Raw genomic sequence first — 18,093 nt, forward strand, 5'->3', positions numbered from 1 at the left:
GGACACCCCATAAGCGCTAGGACAGAAGCACAGCCCCTGCGCCCAGGCCGACCTCCCGTTCGCACCAGGCGGCATCTGCAGGGTTGTGGGTCACCACCACTACGGCCTTGCCCTGCAGGCCGGACTTCAGGTCCGCCATGAGCTGTTCCCCGGCCGCCGCGTCCAGGTGGGCCGTAGGCTCGTCCAGGAGCACGACGTCGGCCTCTGCAAGCAGTGCCCGCGCCACGGCGAGGCGCTGGCGCTGGCCGCCGGAGAGGAAATGTCCGCCGGCACCGATGGGCGTGTCCAGTCCTTCGGGCAGCGTCCGGAACAGCGGTCCAAGCCCGACGGCGCGCAGTGCCTCGACCATTTCGGCTTCGCTTGGCGCCAGGGCGCGGTCACGGGCCAGCAGAAGGTTTCCGCGCAGCGTGGAGTCGAAGAGGTGGGCCTCCTGCGGGCACCACGCCATGCGCCGGGCAGCGGGCGGCAGCGACTGCGCCTGCTGCCCGTTGATGGTGTATGACCCGCTTTGCGGTGTAAGGAACCCCAGCAGGACGCCCAGGAGCGTGGACTTGCCGCTGCCGGACGGGCCGGTGACAGCCACCCACTCCCCTGCCGATACCTCCAGGTCCACCCCGGCCAGGACATCGCGTGCAGCGCCCGGGTAGCGGTAACGGATGCCGTGCAGTTCCAGGTCCTGCACCGTGCCGAACCGGGCGCGCGCGGCCGCTTCGGCTTCGGTGGTGTCCTCCTCCACGTCATCGGTGCCCAGGTCCGGCAGCACCTTGTCCCCCAGCGTCCGCCAGGCGAAGAACTGCTGGATGGACCCGTTGACCGCAACAAAGGGTTCGATCAGGGCCAGCTGGACCAGGACCACCACGGCGGCCACTGTGGCCGGAGCCTCGCGGGCGGCACTGACCATGTAGAGCGCGCTCAGGGAGCAGGCGAGGGCGGTCAGGGCGTTGGCCAGCCCCTGTGCCCAGGCACTGCGCCGGACGGCTTTGGCCGCCGCCGCTTCGAGTTGTTCCTGGCGGGCCAGCACGGGTGCCGAGCTGGAGTTGGCTTCCAGGTCCCGGGCTGCGGAAAGCAGGCGGGCCATGCCGGACATGGACCGTGCCTGCAGGTTGACCGTGGCTGCCCGTGCTGCGCGGTCGGCGAGCAGTGCCAGCAGCGGAGCAACCAGCATTCCGACGACGCACAGCGCCACCTGCACCGCGAGGCCCTCAGGGACCAGCAGCCAGGTTGCCACGCAGGCTCCAGCCGCAGTGAGCAGTCCGGTCAGCGGCGCGAAGACGACCCGCGGCGCAATGTCCCGCAACTCGTCCACGTCGCCCACGAGCCGTTCCAGTGCACCGCCGCCGCGGGCCACGCGGCGCCACCCTTCGGGCCGCTGCAGCAGGCCGTTCCACAGCCGTACGCGCAGGGTGTTCGTGGCGCGGAAAACCGCGTCATGCAGGGAGAGCCGCTCCAGGTAGCGCAGCAGGGCACGGCCAATACCGAAGAACCGCACCCCCACAATCGCCATCATCAGGTACAGGATGGGCGGCTGCTCGCTGGCACGGACAATCAGCCAGGCAGACAGTGCCGTCAGGGTGACGGCGAACATGGTGGCGGCTGTGCCCAGGACCAGTGCCAGGACAAACTGCTTGCTCCACGGCCGCAGTACCAGCATGTTCTTCCACAGCGGCTGGTGGGCCGGGGCGGCTGCGTTCTCCGCTGCTGCCGTCATCGGCGCGACGGCGGTGGGTTCCGGCGACGGATCCGCCTGCAGGTCGGCGGTTCCGGTCAGCGACTTGGGCAGTTCCTCGGGCAGTGCCTCGGGCGCAGTCTCGAAGACCGTCTCGAACACCGCACCGCTGCCGGCGGGCTGCACCACGCCTGCGGGCGCATCCACGGGGATCAGGGTGTCCGCCACGGCGGCCGTTGCGGCGTCGTGCGCCACCAGGAGGACGGTAGCCCGGCCGCGCAGCCCGGCCAGCGCTGCACGGACAGCCGAAGCGCTGCGGACATCCAGGTGCGCAGTGGGTTCATCGGCCAGCAGCACCCGGACGCCGGGGACGGCGTCAATCCGGGCGAGGGCACGGGCCACGGCCACCCGGCGCTGCTCGCCGGGGCTGAGATCGGCGGTCGCGGCGTCCAGGAGGTGTCCGGCGTCGATTGCGTCCAGTGCGTCGCGGGCTGCGGCACGGGCGGGAGCGTCGGGACGGGTGGCGTCGCCGGCCGGCAGACCCGCGTACAGGGCAATTTCCCGGGCAACGGTGTCCTCCACGAGGACGGGATGCTGGGGTATCCAGGCCAGGGTGGAACGGTCAACGCCGTCAACGGATCCGCTGAGCCGGGTGTCCCCGCCGTCGCGGCGCAGCCCGGCCAGGGCCTCAAGCACCGACGTCTTGCCGGCACCGCTGGGGCCGGTCAGGCCCGCGATGGAGCCTGCGGGTACGTTGAAGCTCAGGTTCTCCACGGCCGGATGCGGGCGTCCCTCGTAACTGATGGTCAGGTTCCGGACCTGCAGGGGCGCGTGTCCGGGCACGGCGTTACCCGGGGTTCCGGCCCCGGCGCCGCTCCCGGCAGCGGAAACCAGCGGACGGGCAGCCGGTGCGCGAAGCACGGCGTTGGTGCGGTTCAGCGCTTCCAATCCGTCTTCACTGGAGTGGTGCGCGGTACCCAGGTCACGCAGCGGTTGATAGCATTCGGGGGCCAGAATCAGGGCCAGCAGCCCCACTTCCAGCGGCATGCCGCCGTGCACCAGCCGCACGCCGATAAACACGGCCACCAGCGCCACGGAGATGGTGGCAATCAGCTCAAGGGCCAGGGAAGACATAAAAGCAACGCGCAGCGTGGCCAGCGTGGTGGTGCGGTAACGGTCGGCCACGTCCCGCAGGGCCCTGGTCTGGGCCTTGGCACGGCCAAGCCCCACCAGCACCGGCAGGCCCTTGGCCAGCTCCAGCATGTTGTCCGACAGCCGGTTCAGGGCATCCACGGCCGCGGCGGTCTTGTCCTGCGTATGCATGCCGATCAGGATCATGAACACCGGAATCAGGGGCACGGTCAGCACAACGATGAGCGCGCTGACCCAGTCCGCTGACAGGATGCGGATGCCTACCAGCAGGGGAACGACGGCGCAGGTCACCAGTGCGGGCAGGTACTTGGAGTAGTAGTTGTCCAGGCCGTCGAGACCGCGCGTGAGCAGGACGCTCAAGGCGCCGCTGCCCATGCCGGGCACCGTGCCGCCGTCGGACAGCACGCGGGCGGAAAGCTGGCGGCGCAGTTCGTCCTTGACTCCGGCCGCTGCCCGCTGGGCTACGGTGTCCTGCCCCCACACCGCCAGGGAGCGGAGCACGGCACCGGCGGCACCGAGGAGCAGCATCCGGTTCCAGTCCGGGCCGCCGCCGGCCAAGCCGGCAATTCCACCGGCCACGGCGTCGGCCAGCAGGACCAGGCCGGCCGCCTTGACGGCGGCCAGCAGGCCAAGAAGATACAGCGCCCGCCGACTGGTGGCGCTGACCGGCAGGACGGGCTTCACTGCGACTTGAAGCTGTGGGCGGCCGGGATCGCTTCAGCGCTGACCCGCTTGCGGAAGACCCAGTAGGTCCAGCCCTGGTAGAGCACCACGACCGGCAGGCCGAACAGTGCCACCCAGCTCATGACCTTCAGGGCGTACGGGGATGCGGAGGCGTTCTCCACGGTCAGGTTCCAGGCGGCGTCCAGCGTGGAGGGCAGTACCACCGGGTACATGGCGGCGAAGATGGTGGCCGCACCGGCCACGAGGAAGACGCCGAGGCTGACGAAGGTCGCCCCGTCGCGGCCGCGCCGGGCAAAGATCCAGGCGAGCAGTGCACCCACCACGGCCACTACCAGCAGGGGAAGCGTCGAGGCCTTGCCGTTCATGAACTGGACAATGATCGCCCAGGCAGCCAGCGGGAGGATGCCCAGCGGCAGCCAGTGCAGGACCACCTTGCGGGAACGTTCGCGGATCTCGCCGTCGGTCTTGAGCATCAGGAACGCGCAGGCGTGAATCAGGCAGAACGCCACAACGGCCACTCCGCCCAGCACGGCGTACGGGGTCAGCCAGGCGAAGGCCCCGCCCACCCGGTCGCCGTTCTCGTTCAGCGGCAGGCCGGTGGTGGTCAGCCCAAGCGCGGCCCCCACGCCGAAGGCGGCCACGAGCGAACCCAGGGCCATCCCCCAGTCCCACCGGTTGCGCCAGCTGTCACTGTCATGCTTGCCGCGGTACTCGATGGAGACCGCCCGGAAAATCAGGCCCATCAGCACAAAGACCAGCGGGATGTACAGCGCGGAGAACAGCGAGGCGTACCACATGGGGAACGCGGCGAACGTCATCGCGCCCACGGTGATCAGCCACACCTCGTTGCCGTCCCACACCGGGCCGATGGTGTTCAGCAGCACGCGGCGTTCCTTCTCGTCGCGGGCCATCAGCTTCATGAGCATGCCCACGCCCAGGTCGAAGCCTTCGAGGAAGAGGTAGCCGACCCACAGGAAGGCAATCACGATAAACCAGAACAACGGTAGCGACATTACAACAGAGCTCCAGGGATGCCGGCGGCCGGCAGGGTTGAAAGGAAGCCGGACAGGGTCGGGGTGGATCCGGTCCCGCAGGTGCGGGACCGGATCCGGCCGGTCCGGAAGGTCTTAGTAGGCAAAGTCGAGGACATCGGACTTCGCCTTTCCGGGCGTGCCGTCCGGGTCCATGCCCGGGGAGTTGAGGCCGCCGGTGTCGCCGTCGTCGTTGCCCAGCAGGTCCGGCATGGCAGCCGGGACGCCGCCGCGGACGAACTTGAACAGCAGCCGGACCTCAACCACCAGCAGTGCCAGGTAGACCACGGTGAACGCGATGACGGAGAAGAGCAGTTCGCCCATACTTACGCCCGGTGAGACGGCAGCCGCGGTGAACATAAAGACGCCGTCGGTGCCGGTGGGATTCGGTGCCACCACAAACGGCTGGCGTCCCATCTCGGTGAAGATCCAGCCGGCGCTGTTGGCGCCGAACGGCGCCAGGATGCCGAACACGGCCAGGCGCATCAGCCACTTCGACTCGGGCACGGTGCCCTTGCGGACCACCCAGAGGGCGAAGGCCGCAGCGACTGCTGCGATGCCGCCGAAGCCGATCATGATGCGGAATCCCCAGTAGGTGACGGCGAAGTTCGGTGTGTAGTCGATTTCCGCGCCCGAGTTGGAGCCGTAGATTTCGTTGTCCGGCAGGTGGGTGCCGTAGTCGTCCTGGTACTGGTCCAGGAGGGTGTTCACGCCCCGGATCTCGGTGTCGAAGTCGCCGTTGGCCAGGAAGGAGAGCATGCCGGGGATCTCGAGGAGCGTGTCCACGTCCTCGCAGTTTGCAGCGCCGGGGTCTCCGACGGAGAGGACGGAGAAGCCGGTACCGTCGTGGCAGGCAGCTTCAGCCGCAGCCATCTTCATGGGCTGCTGCGCGAACATGAGCTTGCCCTGCAGGTCGCCGCTGACGGCCACGCCGGCGAAGGCGACGACGGCGACGGCGGCGCCCACGCGCAGCGAGCGGAGCCAGACGGCGTGGTCGGTTTTGTCGCGGCCGATTTCGGGCCGTTCGCCAACTACTACGTTGCCCTTGCTGTCCACGGTGTCGATGCCGTCGCGGCGCCGCTTCCAGAGGTGGTACCAGGAGATGCCGAGCAGGAAGCCGCCGGCTACGGCGAAGGCACCGAAGACGGTGTGCGGGAAGGCCACCAACAGGGTGTTGTTGGTCAGGACGGCCCAGATGTCATTCATGACCGGGCGACCGTCGACCATTTCCACGCCCACGGGGTGCTGCATCCAGGAGTTGGCGGCCAGGATGAAGTAGGCCGAAAGCATCGAGGCAAGCGTGGTGATCCAGATGCTCGCCAGGTGGATTTTCTTCGGCAGACGCTTCCAGCCGAAGACCCATAGTCCCAGGAACACGGACTCGGTAAAGAAGGCGAGCAGCGATTCCAGGGCCAGCGGGGCGCCGAAGACGTCACCGACGAAACGGCTGTACTCGCTCCACGCCATGCCGAACTGGAATTCCTGCACCAGGCCGGTGGCCAGGCCGAGGATGAAGTTGATGAGGAAGAGCTTGCCCCAGAACTTGGTCATCCTGAGGTACTGCTCTTTGCCGGTACGTACCCAGGCCGTCTGCAATGCTGCGACCACGATGCCCAGGCCAATGGTCAGCGGCACCATAAGGAAGTGGTAGACGGTGGTGATGCCAAACTGCCACCGGGCGATATCCAGTGCTTCCACGCGATTTGTCCTTCAATAGTTCGACGACTTCTACAGGACGTAGAAGACTGACTTCTACACAGCGTAGAACATCGACGCAAAGATTTCTACGTGATGTAGAACCACAGGCCGAAACGCGGTACATTGGTAGGTCTGGACTGAACTATCGGCTGAGGCCGGGACTGAATAACGAGAAGGATGCACATGGCTACGCTGGGTGACCTGGAACGCGCAATGATGGACCTCCTGTGGGAGTCGCCCGAAGCAGCCACGGCCAACGAGCTGCGGGAAAAACTGGCGCAGCGCGAGGAATCCGCCGACGGCAGGGGCCTGGCAGTGACTACTGTGCTGACCGTCCTTTCGCGCTTGGAGAAAAAATCCCTGGTACGCCGCGAGCGGGACATCCGGCCGCACCGCTACCGGGCAGTGACCACGCGTGCAGAACACACCGCCGAACTGATGCACGAGGCCCTGGGTACCGCCAACGACCGTGAAGCCGTCCTGGCCCGGTTTGTCGGCTCGGTCTCCGACACCGAAGCCGAGATGCTCCGCAGGTTGCTCGGCGCCTAGGCAGCGGCACCAACAGAGTGTTCTGGGCTTCCTACGCACTGGCCGCGCTGGCGATTATCCTGGCGTGGCCCGTGCCCATTCTCCTCTCGCGGGCAAAGTGGCCCGCGCGCTCCCCCTTCACGGCCATGGTCCTGTGGCAGGCCATAGCCCTCGCCGGCGGACTGTCGATGATCGGCGCCATGCTGACCTGGGGTCTGGAACCGCTGGGCAACAACTTGCTGGACGGGCTGCAGGGCCTTTGGGCCATCCTGGTGGCCGGCGCCCCGGCGAGCGAACTCGGCTTGGTCCACGTGTTCGCCCTCAGCGCCGCATCTTTGTTGAGCGCCCATTTGGTCTTTACCCTGCTGCTGACCTGGTACCGCATTCTCCGCGGCCGGCGGCGGCACCGGGACATGCTGAACCTGCTCAGCTCCCCCTCCTCGGACGCACCGGCCACCTTGGTGATCCAGCACCCCACGCCGGTGGCCTACTGCCTGCCCGGCGGCGCACACTCGGTCACCGTCCTGTCCGACGGGCTGCTGAACATGCTCTCCGAGGATGAGCTTTCCGCCGTCCTGACCCATGAGCGGGCGCATCTGGCTCAGCACCACCACCTGCTGCTGTGGGCGTTCGCGGCCTGGCGCGCGGCGCTGCCGTGGCTGCCGACCTCACTGATGGCGCAGCGGTCGGTCAACGAACTGATCGAAATGCTCGCAGATGATGAGGCGCTGCGGAAGGTGGACCGGCTAACCCTGGTGCGTTCGGTTGCCATAGTGGGTTCCGGCAGCCCCGCACCTGGCCGGGAGACGCCGGCAGCGCCGGCGTCCAACTCTCCGGCTGCCCTGGGCGGCCCGGACTTCCAGGAACCGCTGGGCACAGCCGGCAGGCTCAGCCGGCTGCTGACGCCTCAGCCGCCGCTCCCGCGCTGGCAGCAGGTGTGCGTGCTGTGCCTCTCGGTCCTGCTGCTGGCCGTCCCGACCACACTGCTGATCGCTCCGGGCCTGCTGGACTAAGTCCCTGCCCCGACCCGGCGCACCGCTAGGCGTCGATGCGGTCCCGGTCCAGCATGGCTGCGCCGGCAATGATGAAGTCCTTGCGCGGGGCAACGTCGCTTCCCATCAGCAGTTCGAAGGCGTGCTCCGCTGCTGCAGCCTCCGAGATCCGTACCCGGCGCAGGGTACGGTGCCGGGGGTCCATGGTGGTTTCCGCCAGCTGGCCGGCATCCATTTCGCCCAGTCCCTTGTACCGCTGGATGGGCTCCTTGTACCGCTTGCCCTCCTTTTCAAGGCTTGCCAGGACCTGGTGCAGTTCCTTCTCGCTGTAGGTGTAGACCATCTCGTTGCTCTTGGAACCCGCGTTGATGACCTCCACCCGGTGCAGCGGCGGAACCGCCGCGTACACACGTCCGGCTTCGACCAGCGGACGCATGTAGCGGAAGAACAGGGTCAGCAGCAGCGTACGGATGTGCGCGCCGTCGACGTCGGCGTCCGTCATGAAAATGACTTTGCCGTACCGTGCCGCGTCCAACTGGAAGCTGCGGCCGGAGCCGGCGCCCACTACCTGGATCAGGGCGGCGCACTCGGCGTTGGAGAGCATGTCCGCCACGGACGCCTTCTGCACGTTCAGGATCTTGCCGCGGATGGGCAGCAGCGCCTGGTAGTCCGAGGACCGCGCCAGCTTGGCGGTGCCCAGGGCGCTGTCGCCCTCGACGATGAAGAGTTCGGAGCGCTCCTGGTCATCGATCCGGCAGTCCGCCAGTTTGGCGGGCATGGTGGAGGTCTCCAGCGCGTTCTTGCGGCGCTGGGTTTCCTTGTGCACGCGGGCAGAGATTCTCGACTTCATCTCCGCCACCACCTTTTCCAGCAGCTGCGCGGACTGGGTCTTGTCCGCACGCGCCGTGGAGTTCAGCCGGGCGGTGATTTCCTTCTCCACCACCTTGGTGACGATGGCGCGGACCGCGGAGGTGCCGAGGATTTCCTTTGTCTGGCCCTCGAACTGCGGTTCGGCCAGTCGGACCGTCAGCACCGCGGTCAGTCCGGCGAAGACATCGTCCTTTTCGATCTTGTCGTTGCCCGCCTTCAGCTTGCGGGCATTGGCTTCGATGACCTTGCGGAAGGTCTTGAGCAGGCCCTGCTCAAAGCCGGTCTGGTGGGTGCCGCCCTTGGGCGTGGCAATGATGTTGACGAAGGACCGGATGTTGGTTTCGTACCCGATGCCCCACCGCAGGGCAATGTCCACTTCGCACTCGCGCTCGATCTCGGTGATCCTGCTGTGCCCGCTGTCGTCCAGCACAGGCACCGATTCCTTGAACTTGCCTGTGCCGTGGAGGCGCCAGATGTCCGTCACGGCGGCGTCGGCCGCCAGGTAGTCGACAAATTCCGCAATGCCGCCGTCGTGGTGGAAGACTTCTTCCACCGGACCGTTCTCGCCCGGGGTACCGGGCAGCCGGCGCTCGTCGCGGAGGGTGATGCGCAGACCGGGCACCAGGAAGGAGGTCTGGCGGGCACGGGACTGCAGCTCGGTGTAGGAGAACTTGGCGTCCGGGGTGAAGATCTGCCGGTCCGCCCAGTACCGGATCCGCGTGCCGGTGACGCCGCGCTTGGCCTTGCCCACTACTTCCAGGGGCGAACTTTCCGGGGACGGGGTGAATTTCGCCTCCGGTGCGGGGTTCTTGCCGGTGTCGGCAAAGTGCCCGGGCTCGCCGCGGCGGAAAGCCATCTGGTAGGTCTTGCCGGCACGGTCCACCTGGACGTCCAACCGCGAGGACAGGGCGTTGACCACGCTGGCGCCGACGCCGTGCAGGCCGCCGGAGGCAGCGTAGGAGCCGCCGCCGAACTTGCCGCCGGCATGGAGCTTGGTGAATACCACTTCGACGCCGGAGAGCCCGGTTTTCGGTTCAATGTCCACCGGGATGCCGCGTCCGTCGTCATGGATCTCCACGGAGCCGTCCGGGTGCAGGATCACTTTGATGCTTTGGCCAAACCCGGCCAGTGCCTCATCCACGGAGTTGTCGATGATTTCCCAGAGGCAGTGCATAAGGCCGCGGGAATCCGTGGAACCGATGTACATACCCGGACGCTTGCGGACAGCTTCGAGCCCTTCCAAGACGGAGAGGTGCCGGGCTGTGTAGTTCGAACTTGGGGGCGCCACGTGCGATGAAACTCCTTGGTATCGGCCGCTGGCCAACAAACGGATCAATGTAGACGGATCAGTGTCAAACGGATGAATGTCCGGGAACAACCCGGACTCCTACAAGGTTAATCCCCGGCGGTGACAGAACCTGTCAGCGACTCAGCAGCAGTGAGACTGCCCACACCGCCCCGGCCAAATGGTACGCGCAGAGCGAAAGGCGGCCGAACCTGCCATGGCTGGGCCGGCAAAGATGGTTATATGAAGTATCAACACCCTTGAGGAGGCAACTCATGACAGCAGCAGTAGCAACCCGTGAGCTGAACAGCCTGGACCGCTGCGATCGTTGCGGCGCACAGGCATACGTACGTGCCGTACTGGAATCCTCCGGTGGGGAACTGCTTTTCTGCGGACACCACGCACGGGCGGTCGAGGCAAACCTTCGCCCGCTCACTTCGGAATGGCAGGATGAAACCGCTCGCCTGAACGAGAAGGCGCCGGTTCCTGCGGGGTAATTACCGGCAGAACCACCGCTGCAGCGTCCGCGCAGGTGCGGGCAGCGCGTACCAAGCTTGAAGAAGTCCCCTTCCAACCGGAAGGGGACTTCTTTTGCTATGTGCACATGTGCCCCGGGCTTAAACACAGCGGCACCCCGTCCGCCGGAGCGTAACGGAGTGCCGGCTGCCGGGACGAGCCCGCAGTGTCTTTTAGTCCAGGTAATCCCGCAGGACCTGGGACCGCGACGGGTGGCGCAGCTTGGACATGGTCTTGGATTCGATCTGGCGGATGCGTTCGCGGGTAACCCCGTACACCTTGCCGATTTCGTCCAGGGTCTTGGGCTGGCCGTCGGTCAGGCCGAAACGCATGGCAACTACGCCGGCTTCACGCTCGGAGAGCGTGTCCAGAACCGAGTGCAGCTGCTCCTGCAGGAGCGTGAAGCTCACGGCGTCGGCGGGGACAACAGCTTCGGAATCCTCAATGAGGTCACCGAACTCGGAGTCGCCGTCTTCACCCAGCGGGGTGTGCAGGGAGATCGGCTCGCGGCCGTACTTCTGCACTTCCACAACCTTTTCAGGGGTCATGTCCAGTTCCAGGGCCAGTTCTTCCGGAGCGGGCTCGCGGCCCAGATCCTGGAGCATCTGGCGCTGCACGCGGGCCAGCTTGTTGATGACCTCCACCATGTGCACCGGAATACGGATGGTGCGGGCCTGGTCGGCCATGGCACGGGTGATGGCCTGGCGGATCCACCAGGTGGCGTACGTGGAGAACTTGAAGCCCTTGGTGTAGTCGAACTTCTCGACCGCACGGATCAGGCCCAGGTTGCCTTCCTGGATCAGGTCAAGGAAGAGCATGCCGCGGCCGGTGTACCGCTTGGCCAGGGAGACCACCAGGCGGAGGTTGGCTTCGAGGAGGTGGTTCTTGGCACGCTTTCCGTCGTGGGACACCCACTGCAGCTCACGCTTGAGCTTGGGGTCCATCTGCTTCTCAGCCGGCAGAAGCTCATCGGCGGCAAGCTTTTCGTCAGCAAACAGGCCGGCTTCGATCCGCAGTGCGAGGTCAACTTCCTGCTCGGCGTTCAGCAGGGCAACCTTGCCGATCTGCTTCAGGTAGTCCTTGACCGGATCGGCAGTGGCACCGGCGGACACAACCTGCTGTGCAGGGGCATCGTCGTCGTCGGCGTCGGAGTACACAAAACCGGACCCTGTGGGTGCGGCATCGGCTGCGGGATCGGCAGCTTCGACGGCGTCAGCGTCGGGTTCGACGTCGGCGGGCTCGTCGTGCAGCTCGTCCTCGGCTTCCGACTTGGCACCCTTGGCCGGCTTTGCCGTTTTGGTGGAGGTCTTTCGACCTGCGGCCGCTGTGCCGGCCTTGGCCGGTGCCTTCTTGGCGGCAGGCTTGCGGGCCGTCTTGGCAGCGGTCTTTTCGCCGGAAGCGGGCTCCTTGACGGCCGTCACGGAGGGGGCGTCAGCTGCGGCAGTGCGCTTTTGTGCAGTGTCAGTCTCTTCGACTGCAGTTGTCTTTCTCGGCGACACAGAAAACCTTTCATACGGCGGGTTGTGGCACCGCCATTGGGGGCAACACCACTATGACCCTGTCAAGTCCGTGCTTCAATCCAAGTGATGTCAGCTCGGCATGTTCTTGGTAGAACACGCAGCGCCGGTGTTTTGTTCCGTCCGCCACATGGGCTGGCAGTTCAAAGGACACTTGATACACGAACCCGACCGGGTCTCGGTTCCCATTGTCGCACGTTTTCCGTCCTGCCACAGCACCGGTGCGGGCATCCGCAGCTACGGCACGGGGCTTGCGCATCATGCAGTCCCGTTCCGGCGCGGCCCTTCTCCATCCGCAGCCCGGACTCCCGTTCGCCGCCGTCCCCCGCTCCCGGAGCCGTCACATTTGCATGCTCCACTGCTCTCAACACTCCCCCGGCTACCCCTGCTACCCCGGTTCCCCCGGCCATGAGCCGGCCCGGGAGCGGGCCCAGTCCGGCAGGACACCGGTTCCCAGTAGTTCCCGCAGCAGCAGCGCCAGCCGGTAGCCCGGCGACTCGTCCAAAGCGTGCTGCAGGAAAACATCAGAGCGGGATCCGCGTCCGCGGGCCCATTCGATCCACGCCAAGAGACAGAGCAGCGCCGCTTTTGGGTCTCCTGCGGCCACCGGAACAAGGTCCCTGAACACCGCGTAGGTTCGGTCCAGCATGTTCCAATCCGGGACCGTCGGGCTCGTGCCCACCAGGATGTTCCGAAAATCCGCTGCTGCCGTTGGCCGTCCCTCTGCCCGGCCCGTGTCCTGCCCGGCAAAGGGCACGGGTGCAAGCGTCCCGTGGGCCCGTGTTCCCCGCAGCGGCTCGGAAGGCAAAGGCTCCGAATGCAGCGGCTCCGAAGGCAGTGCAGGCGCCGGGAATACCGGCGGCTGCGCCTGCCGGGAGGTGAGGCCGTTGGCTTCCGCCCCGGCCAGGGCAGCCTGGGCGCCGGCCGCGCCCAAAACCAGCAGCGTGTCCCGGACGGAGCGGTCCTGCAGGCTTGCCAGCAGGAAACCAGCCAGTTCCGGGTCCTCCCGCAGCCGGGTTGCGACGGCAGGGGCGGAGCCTCCGGCAGGGGCCGGGTCTCCGGAGCCCGCAAGACCCGGGTCAGCACTGCCCGGGTCTGCACTGCCCGATCCGGCGCCGTCGGTTTCGGCGGCCTTTGCCCAGAGCAGCAGTGTTCCGCGGAACTGCGCCTTTCCGTTCCATTGCCCGCCGACCAGTGCCGTGAAACGCTCCTGGGCCTCGGCCACCTGCTCGTGGTTGCCCCACGGCGGCGGAAAGGACTCCCCTACCGCGTTCTCCAAGGAGGAGGCGTACGCACTCCCGCGGTACACGAGTTCGGTGTTGAGCATGCTGTCGGCGATTTGTTGCCGAGGTGTCCCGGGCCAGGGACAGCAGTGGGGCCGGACACAGAAATAGTTGCGCCAGGTGTCCGGCCCCACCAGCCACCCGTCCTGCAGCGGGATGCCGGCGGCACCGAATTCCTTCGCCATGCGCCGGATCAGGGACCGGTATGGTGCGTGCGCGGGCTGGATCCAGGGCTCATCGGTATACATGGCCAGCAGGACCCCGTCGGCACGCGGGTCCGAAGCCATGAACCGGCAGGCATTGAGCGCATATGCGGCGCTGGTGCCGGGCTTGAGGCCCCGCGCAGGCGGCAGGTCGAGGCGCAGGGTTGCGTCGAGCCGGTTGCCGCATAGCGCGAGCAGCACCAGTGAGTTCCGTGGTTCGAAGCCCAAGGTGTGCGGAATCAGGCTGAGGATGTCTGCCGGGGCGCAGACGCGGTATGGGTTCTGCGGGGTGCCGGCGGCCGGTTCTATGCTCATGCCGCAAGGCTTCCTGCGTGCACACATCCGTAACAGCGCCTGCCCGGCGGCTGTGTACACACGGCCGGCAGGCCGCCTTCAGTCCCGCCGGTGGAGGAAGAGTGATCCGCAGCCGAATGTGCCCGGTCAGTTCCAGCGGAAAACCTTCGCGGCCACCACGGCAGATGGAACGGTCCAGCCGAGCATCACCAGGAAGGGAAAGGCCGTAACCGACCCGCCGTACCAGGCAGCGGTAAGCGCCTGGGTCATGGCACCGAGCGGGGTAAAGGCCGCTATCTGGCGGATACCCTCCGGCATCAACGGTCCGGGCGTCCACAGTCCGGCAGTGAACATACACGCCATGAAGACCAGGAACCCGATACCGTAGGCCGTCTGCGAGGTCCCGGCGAGGGCAGCGATGAGAGATCCCACCGCCATCATGGCGGCGGTTCCGAAGGCAAGGATCAGGACAACCAGCGGGATGCTGCTCGGCATCAGGCTGTCAAAAGCCACCCGGGCAAGCAGCATGGCCAGGGTCACTGCCACCGCCAGCGAAGCGGCGCTGATGATCCACTGGGAAAACAGGATCCGGTGTGCACCCACGGGCGTCACCCCCAGCCGGCGCAGCACTCCGGTCTCACGGTAACCGCTGATGGCGGAGGGATAGTTGGTCACCGCCACACTGGACAGTGCCACCGCAAGGGCCAGGGGAACCAGCAGGTCGATGGGGCGGAGGCTGGCATAGAGGGGATCGCTTCCACCCATCGGCGCCGTCGTCCCGGGCATCACGAACCCCTGCAGCAGCAGGATGGCCGAGGGAAGGATCAAAGCCATGAAAATGCTCACCGGATTGCGCAGGTAAAGCTTCGCTTCAGCGGATGTCAGGGCTCCGAGCGTGCGCATGGCCGTGCCTTCACTCTCCTGCAGGCTGTTCGATAAATGCCAGGTAAGCGTCCTCAAGGGAGCCGGCACCGCCGTCGTTCCCGCCGGACGCCGAAAGAAGTTCCTGCGGCGTCCCGACGAACCGTGTCCGGCCGGCATCGATGATGGCGAGGCGGTCGCAGAGACGCTCGACATCGTCGAGGTAGTGGGTGACCAGCAGGACCGTGATGCCGCCGTCCTTCACCCGTTGAATCAGCTGCCGGACATCGCGCCGGCCCTGCGGGTCCAGTCCCGTGGTCAGCTCGTCGAAAACCACCACATCCGGATTGCCGATCAGGGCAAGGGCAATCGAGAGGCGCTGCTTCTGTCCGCCGGACAACTTGGCGAAGGGACGCTTCCGGTGTTTGTCGAGCCCCACCGTGCGCAGCAGGTCCGTCACGTCCGCCGGAGCAGGATAAAAGGCGGCGAACAGGCGCAGCGCTTCCTCTACCCGCAGGGCAGGGGGCAGGGCCGCGGACTGGAGCTGGTAGCCCACCCGTTCCCGCACTGCCGCCCGGTCTGCGGCGGGATCCACTCCCAGGACGCTGATCTGCCCGGCGTCCGGCCGCAGCGCACCCGTAACGCACTCCACTGTGGTTGTCTTGCCGGCCCCGTTGGGTCCGAGGATTCCGAACGTTTCGCCGGCTGCTACCGAGAACGTAACGTCCTCCAAAGCGGTCACTCCGCGGAAGCCCTTGGCCAGTCCGCGGACATCCACTACTGCAGCGGCCACTGTGCCGCCCAGGGCCTGTGCACCGGTCATGCCGCTCATTGTGGACACCGGCCAGCACCGGGTCAAGGGTGCAGCGGGCAGGCCGGCACGGCGAAGCGCCGGTTAGCGCCGGCCGTCACCGCCGGCAGTCCCCCGGCGTTCTTCCCGGCGGCGCTGGCGCTCCCGGGCCAGGGCTGCGCGCAGCGGCGGCAGCGGCGAGCCGGCGTCGGCCAGCCGGGAGCGGATCTTTGCGCGCGTGCGCAGGATGCCGAGCACGCCCACGGCCATCACGGCGAACTGGACGGCCAGCGCGATCCGGAACGAGCCCAGGGCGTACAGGTCTCCGCCGGAGAACCCGTTGCTGTTCAGCACGTCCAGCACCACGCCAATCAGGTACATGCTGACCAGGGAGGCAATAAAGCCGCCGATGTTCACAATTCCGGTGGCGGTCCCGAGCCGGTGGCTGGGGTTGTAGGTCCGCGCAAAATCGAAACCGATCATTGATCCGGGGCCGCCGACGGCGAGCAGGGCGACCAGGAGCGCCAGCAGCCACAGCGGCGCCGGACCCGGATACAGCAGCACGGCGAGCCAGCCCAGGGCCATGGCGCCGGCGATCAGCAGGACCATGGTGGACCGGCGCAGGGGATGCCGTCCGACCCAGGAACCCATCCACGGGCCGCAGACAATGGCCACCACCACAAAGAAGGTCATCAGCCCCGAGGCGACCGGAGGCGCCACGCCTTCGGCGCTGACCAGGTACGGGAAGCCCCACATCATCACGAACACGGTGCCCGGGAACTGCACCGTATAGTGGGTCCACATGCCGAGCCGGGTGCCGGGCTGGGCGAAGGCTTCGGACAGGGACGTGCCGGTCTGGCGGAGCGGCAGCGGCACGGGCGCTTCACCGCCGTCGGGCCGGTTCCGCACACACGCCAAGGTGAGCACCAGCGCCAGCAGGGACAGGGAAGCGGCGGATACAAAGGCGGTGCTCCACCCGAAGCGGTGCAGCACAAAGGCAAAAGGAATGGCGCTGGCAACTTGGCCCAGCTGCCCCACGATGCCCGTGTACTGGGTGAGAACCGGGATTTTCCGGCCGGAGAACCAGGCCGGCAGCAGGCGCAGCACCGAGATAAAGGTCAGCGCGTCCCCGGCTCCCACCAGGGAGCGGCCGAGGATGCCCGCGCCTACCGACTCGGCGGCCGCAAGCTGGAATTGCCCGGCCATCATCAGGGCGGCACCGGCCGCGATCAGCATCCGGGGACCGAAGCGGTCCACCAGCACGCCCACCGGAATCTGCAGCCCGGCGTACACCAGCAGCTGCACCACGGTGAAAACGGACAGCACGGAGGCTGTGGCGGAGAACCGCTCGGTGGCTTCCAGCCCGGCGACGCCGAAGGAGGTGCGCTGGGTGACGGCCACCATGTAGGCGAAAACGCCTACTCCCCAGACGAGCCAGGCCCGTTTTCCGTTCATCGGCCGGCCCGCTTCGGGCAGGCCTGCCGCAGGCTAGGCCTGGTCCCGGTGCCCTTCGGCGTCGTTATCGCTCCGGCCCTGATCCGTGCCCTCCGTGGCATGCGGTGCATTCTCCTGATCTGCGCGTCGGTCTTCTTGGGTGTTCATCGCCCCGTCCGTGCCGGGGTGCTGGGTCTCCGGCCACAGGGCTTCGGATTCCTCTTCGGCCTGCGGGCTGGCCAGGTAGGCCTCCACAGCGGCACCGATTTCGTCGGCGTTGGCCAGTTCATCGTTGTCCTTGACCAGCAGGGAACGCGTGACGATGCTTTCGGTGTACTGGTCGTAGCGCTTCTCCAGGGTAGCCACCACGCCCTTGACCTCGGCGGAGGCCTCCACCTGCTCGGTGATCTGGCGCTCGACGTCGCGCCCGGCTTCGCGTAGCCGGTCAGTGGGCAGCACCAGCGAGGCGGCAGCGCCCAGGTACTCCAGGCCGGCGACGGCGGCGGGCGGGAACTCGGCCTCGGCGAGGTAATGCGGTACGTGGACCACCTGGCCGACGACGTCGACGCCGGCGTCGGTGAGCCGGATTTCGAGCACGTGCCCGACGGCGGCCTGTATCTGGGCAATCGGGGTCCAGGAACTGATGCCCTCCACCAGGTCGGGACGGTTCCCGTGGGTAGTGACCCCGATGGGGCGGGTGTGCGGGACGGGCATCGGAATGGAGTGGACCCAGCAGACCAGTTCCACCTCGAAGAGATCGACCAGGTGCAGCACAGCGGCGGCGAAGCGTTCCCACTGCAGGTCCGGCTCGAACCCGGTCAGGAAGAGGAACGGCTCCCCCAGCCCGTCGTACATCCGGTACAGCTCAAGCCGCGGGGGTTCATAGTCGCTTAGGTGGTCTTCGATGAAGGAGATCTGCGGCCGGCGATTCCGGTAGTCGATCAGCTGGTCGGCGTCGAAGGTAGCCACCAGGTCATAATCCAGTGCGTCGAAGAGTTCGTCACGGATCTGGCTGACCACATGACCGGCCTCGGCGAAACCGGTAAAGCCGGCCAGAAGCTTCAGTCCGTGGAGGTCCGCGGAGTCCGCCACCTCAGGATTCAAATTAAACAGGGTCAACGGATCAAGCATGTCTTACCCCTCCCGGCGGCTCGTTCCAAAGCGGTTGGCGCCGCATGCCGGCCCGCATCCTGCGGTATCAGCCCTGCTGCGCCCCTTACTCAAGGGTAAACGCACGCAGGTACCCGATTCATTCCGCGCCGCGCCCCTGCGCGCACGCCCGGACACCA

Annotated in this window: 12 protein-coding genes and 1 pseudogene; 3 read left to right on the forward strand and 10 right to left on the reverse strand. The window is 66.9% G+C overall.

Annotation, left to right across the window (positions count from 1 at the left end):
* Nucleotides 1–16: 16 nt before the first annotated feature.
* From cydD to LOC57_RS10150, 3 genes are all read right to left on the reverse strand, one after another.
* On the reverse strand, nucleotides 17–3,502 hold the full coding sequence (cydD, locus tag LOC57_RS10140; protein ID WP_229959486.1) for a thiol reductant ABC exporter subunit CydD: 3,486 nt from the start codon (nucleotides 3,500–3,502) through the stop codon (nucleotides 17–19).
* Nucleotides 3,499–4,515 carry a cytochrome d ubiquinol oxidase subunit II gene (gene cydB / locus LOC57_RS10145; protein WP_227910921.1) on the reverse strand — a complete coding sequence of 339 codons (1,017 nt, stop codon included), beginning with the start codon at nucleotides 4,513–4,515 and terminating at the stop codon, nucleotides 3,499–3,501. The genes cydD and cydB overlap by 4 nt, the downstream gene beginning before the upstream one ends.
* Before the next feature lie 114 nt (nucleotides 4,516–4,629).
* Nucleotides 4,630–6,231 (reverse strand): cytochrome ubiquinol oxidase subunit I, encoded by a 1,602-nt coding sequence (locus LOC57_RS10150; protein WP_227926542.1) that lies wholly within the window; start codon nucleotides 6,229–6,231, stop codon nucleotides 4,630–4,632.
* 183 nt (nucleotides 6,232–6,414) lie between these two features.
* On the opposite strand from LOC57_RS10150, the gene LOC57_RS10155 reads away from it, so the two are divergent.
* Nucleotides 6,415–6,780, forward strand: a complete 366-nt coding sequence (locus LOC57_RS10155) for a BlaI/MecI/CopY family transcriptional regulator (RefSeq protein WP_227910919.1) — start codon at nucleotides 6,415–6,417, stop codon at nucleotides 6,778–6,780.
* Nucleotides 6,781–6,797: 17 nt separating this feature from the next.
* Nucleotides 6,798–7,772 carry a M56 family metallopeptidase gene (locus LOC57_RS10160; protein ID WP_229959487.1) on the forward strand — a complete coding sequence of 325 codons (975 nt, stop codon included), beginning with the start codon at nucleotides 6,798–6,800 and terminating at the stop codon, nucleotides 7,770–7,772.
* Between the two features lie 25 nt (nucleotides 7,773–7,797).
* Here LOC57_RS10160 and LOC57_RS10165 read toward each other — a convergent pair whose 3' ends face one another.
* A complete protein-coding gene (locus LOC57_RS10165) occupies nucleotides 7,798–9,909 on the reverse strand; it encodes a DNA gyrase/topoisomerase IV subunit B (protein WP_227910917.1) in 2,112 nt (703 codons plus the stop codon).
* A 272-nt stretch (nucleotides 9,910–10,181) separates the two neighbouring features.
* Here LOC57_RS10165 and LOC57_RS10170 point away from each other — a divergent pair, with 272 nt between their 5' ends.
* Complete coding sequence (locus tag LOC57_RS10170; protein ID WP_229959489.1) at nucleotides 10,182–10,403, forward strand: DUF7455 domain-containing protein; 222 nt, start codon at nucleotides 10,182–10,184, stop codon at nucleotides 10,401–10,403.
* 192 nt (nucleotides 10,404–10,595) lie between these two features.
* Here LOC57_RS10170 and LOC57_RS10175 read toward each other — a convergent pair whose 3' ends face one another.
* The 6 genes and pseudogenes from LOC57_RS10175 to LOC57_RS10200 all read right to left on the reverse strand — a co-directional run.
* On the reverse strand, nucleotides 10,596–11,921 hold the full coding sequence (locus tag LOC57_RS10175; protein WP_227910915.1) for an RNA polymerase sigma factor: 1,326 nt from the start codon (nucleotides 11,919–11,921) through the stop codon (nucleotides 10,596–10,598).
* 406 nt (nucleotides 11,922–12,327) lie between these two features.
* Nucleotides 12,328–13,740: a DUF4192 family protein gene (locus LOC57_RS10180; protein WP_229959491.1), complete on the reverse strand. Its 1,413-nt coding sequence runs from the start codon at nucleotides 13,738–13,740 to the stop codon at nucleotides 12,328–12,330.
* Between the two features lie 126 nt (nucleotides 13,741–13,866).
* On the reverse strand, nucleotides 13,867–14,622 hold the full coding sequence (locus tag LOC57_RS10185) for an ABC transporter permease (protein WP_227910913.1): 756 nt from the start codon (nucleotides 14,620–14,622) through the stop codon (nucleotides 13,867–13,869).
* A gap of 10 nt (nucleotides 14,623–14,632) precedes the next feature.
* Nucleotides 14,633–15,403, reverse strand: coding sequence for an ABC transporter ATP-binding protein (locus LOC57_RS10190; protein WP_229959493.1), 771 nt, complete (start codon nucleotides 15,401–15,403; stop codon nucleotides 14,633–14,635).
* A 72-nt stretch (nucleotides 15,404–15,475) separates the two neighbouring features.
* Entirely contained in the window at nucleotides 15,476–16,825 is a 1,350-nt protein-coding gene (locus LOC57_RS10195) for an MFS transporter (protein WP_229959495.1), read from the reverse strand.
* A 216-nt stretch (nucleotides 16,826–17,041) separates the two neighbouring features.
* Nucleotides 17,042–17,935, reverse strand: a pseudogene (locus LOC57_RS10200) (proteasome assembly chaperone family protein); the annotation flags it as partial.
* Nucleotides 17,936–18,093 lie beyond the last annotated feature (158 nt).

Source organism: Arthrobacter sp. zg-Y750, assembly GCF_020907365.1.
Lineage (GTDB): Bacteria > Actinomycetota > Actinomycetes > Actinomycetales > Micrococcaceae > Arthrobacter_B.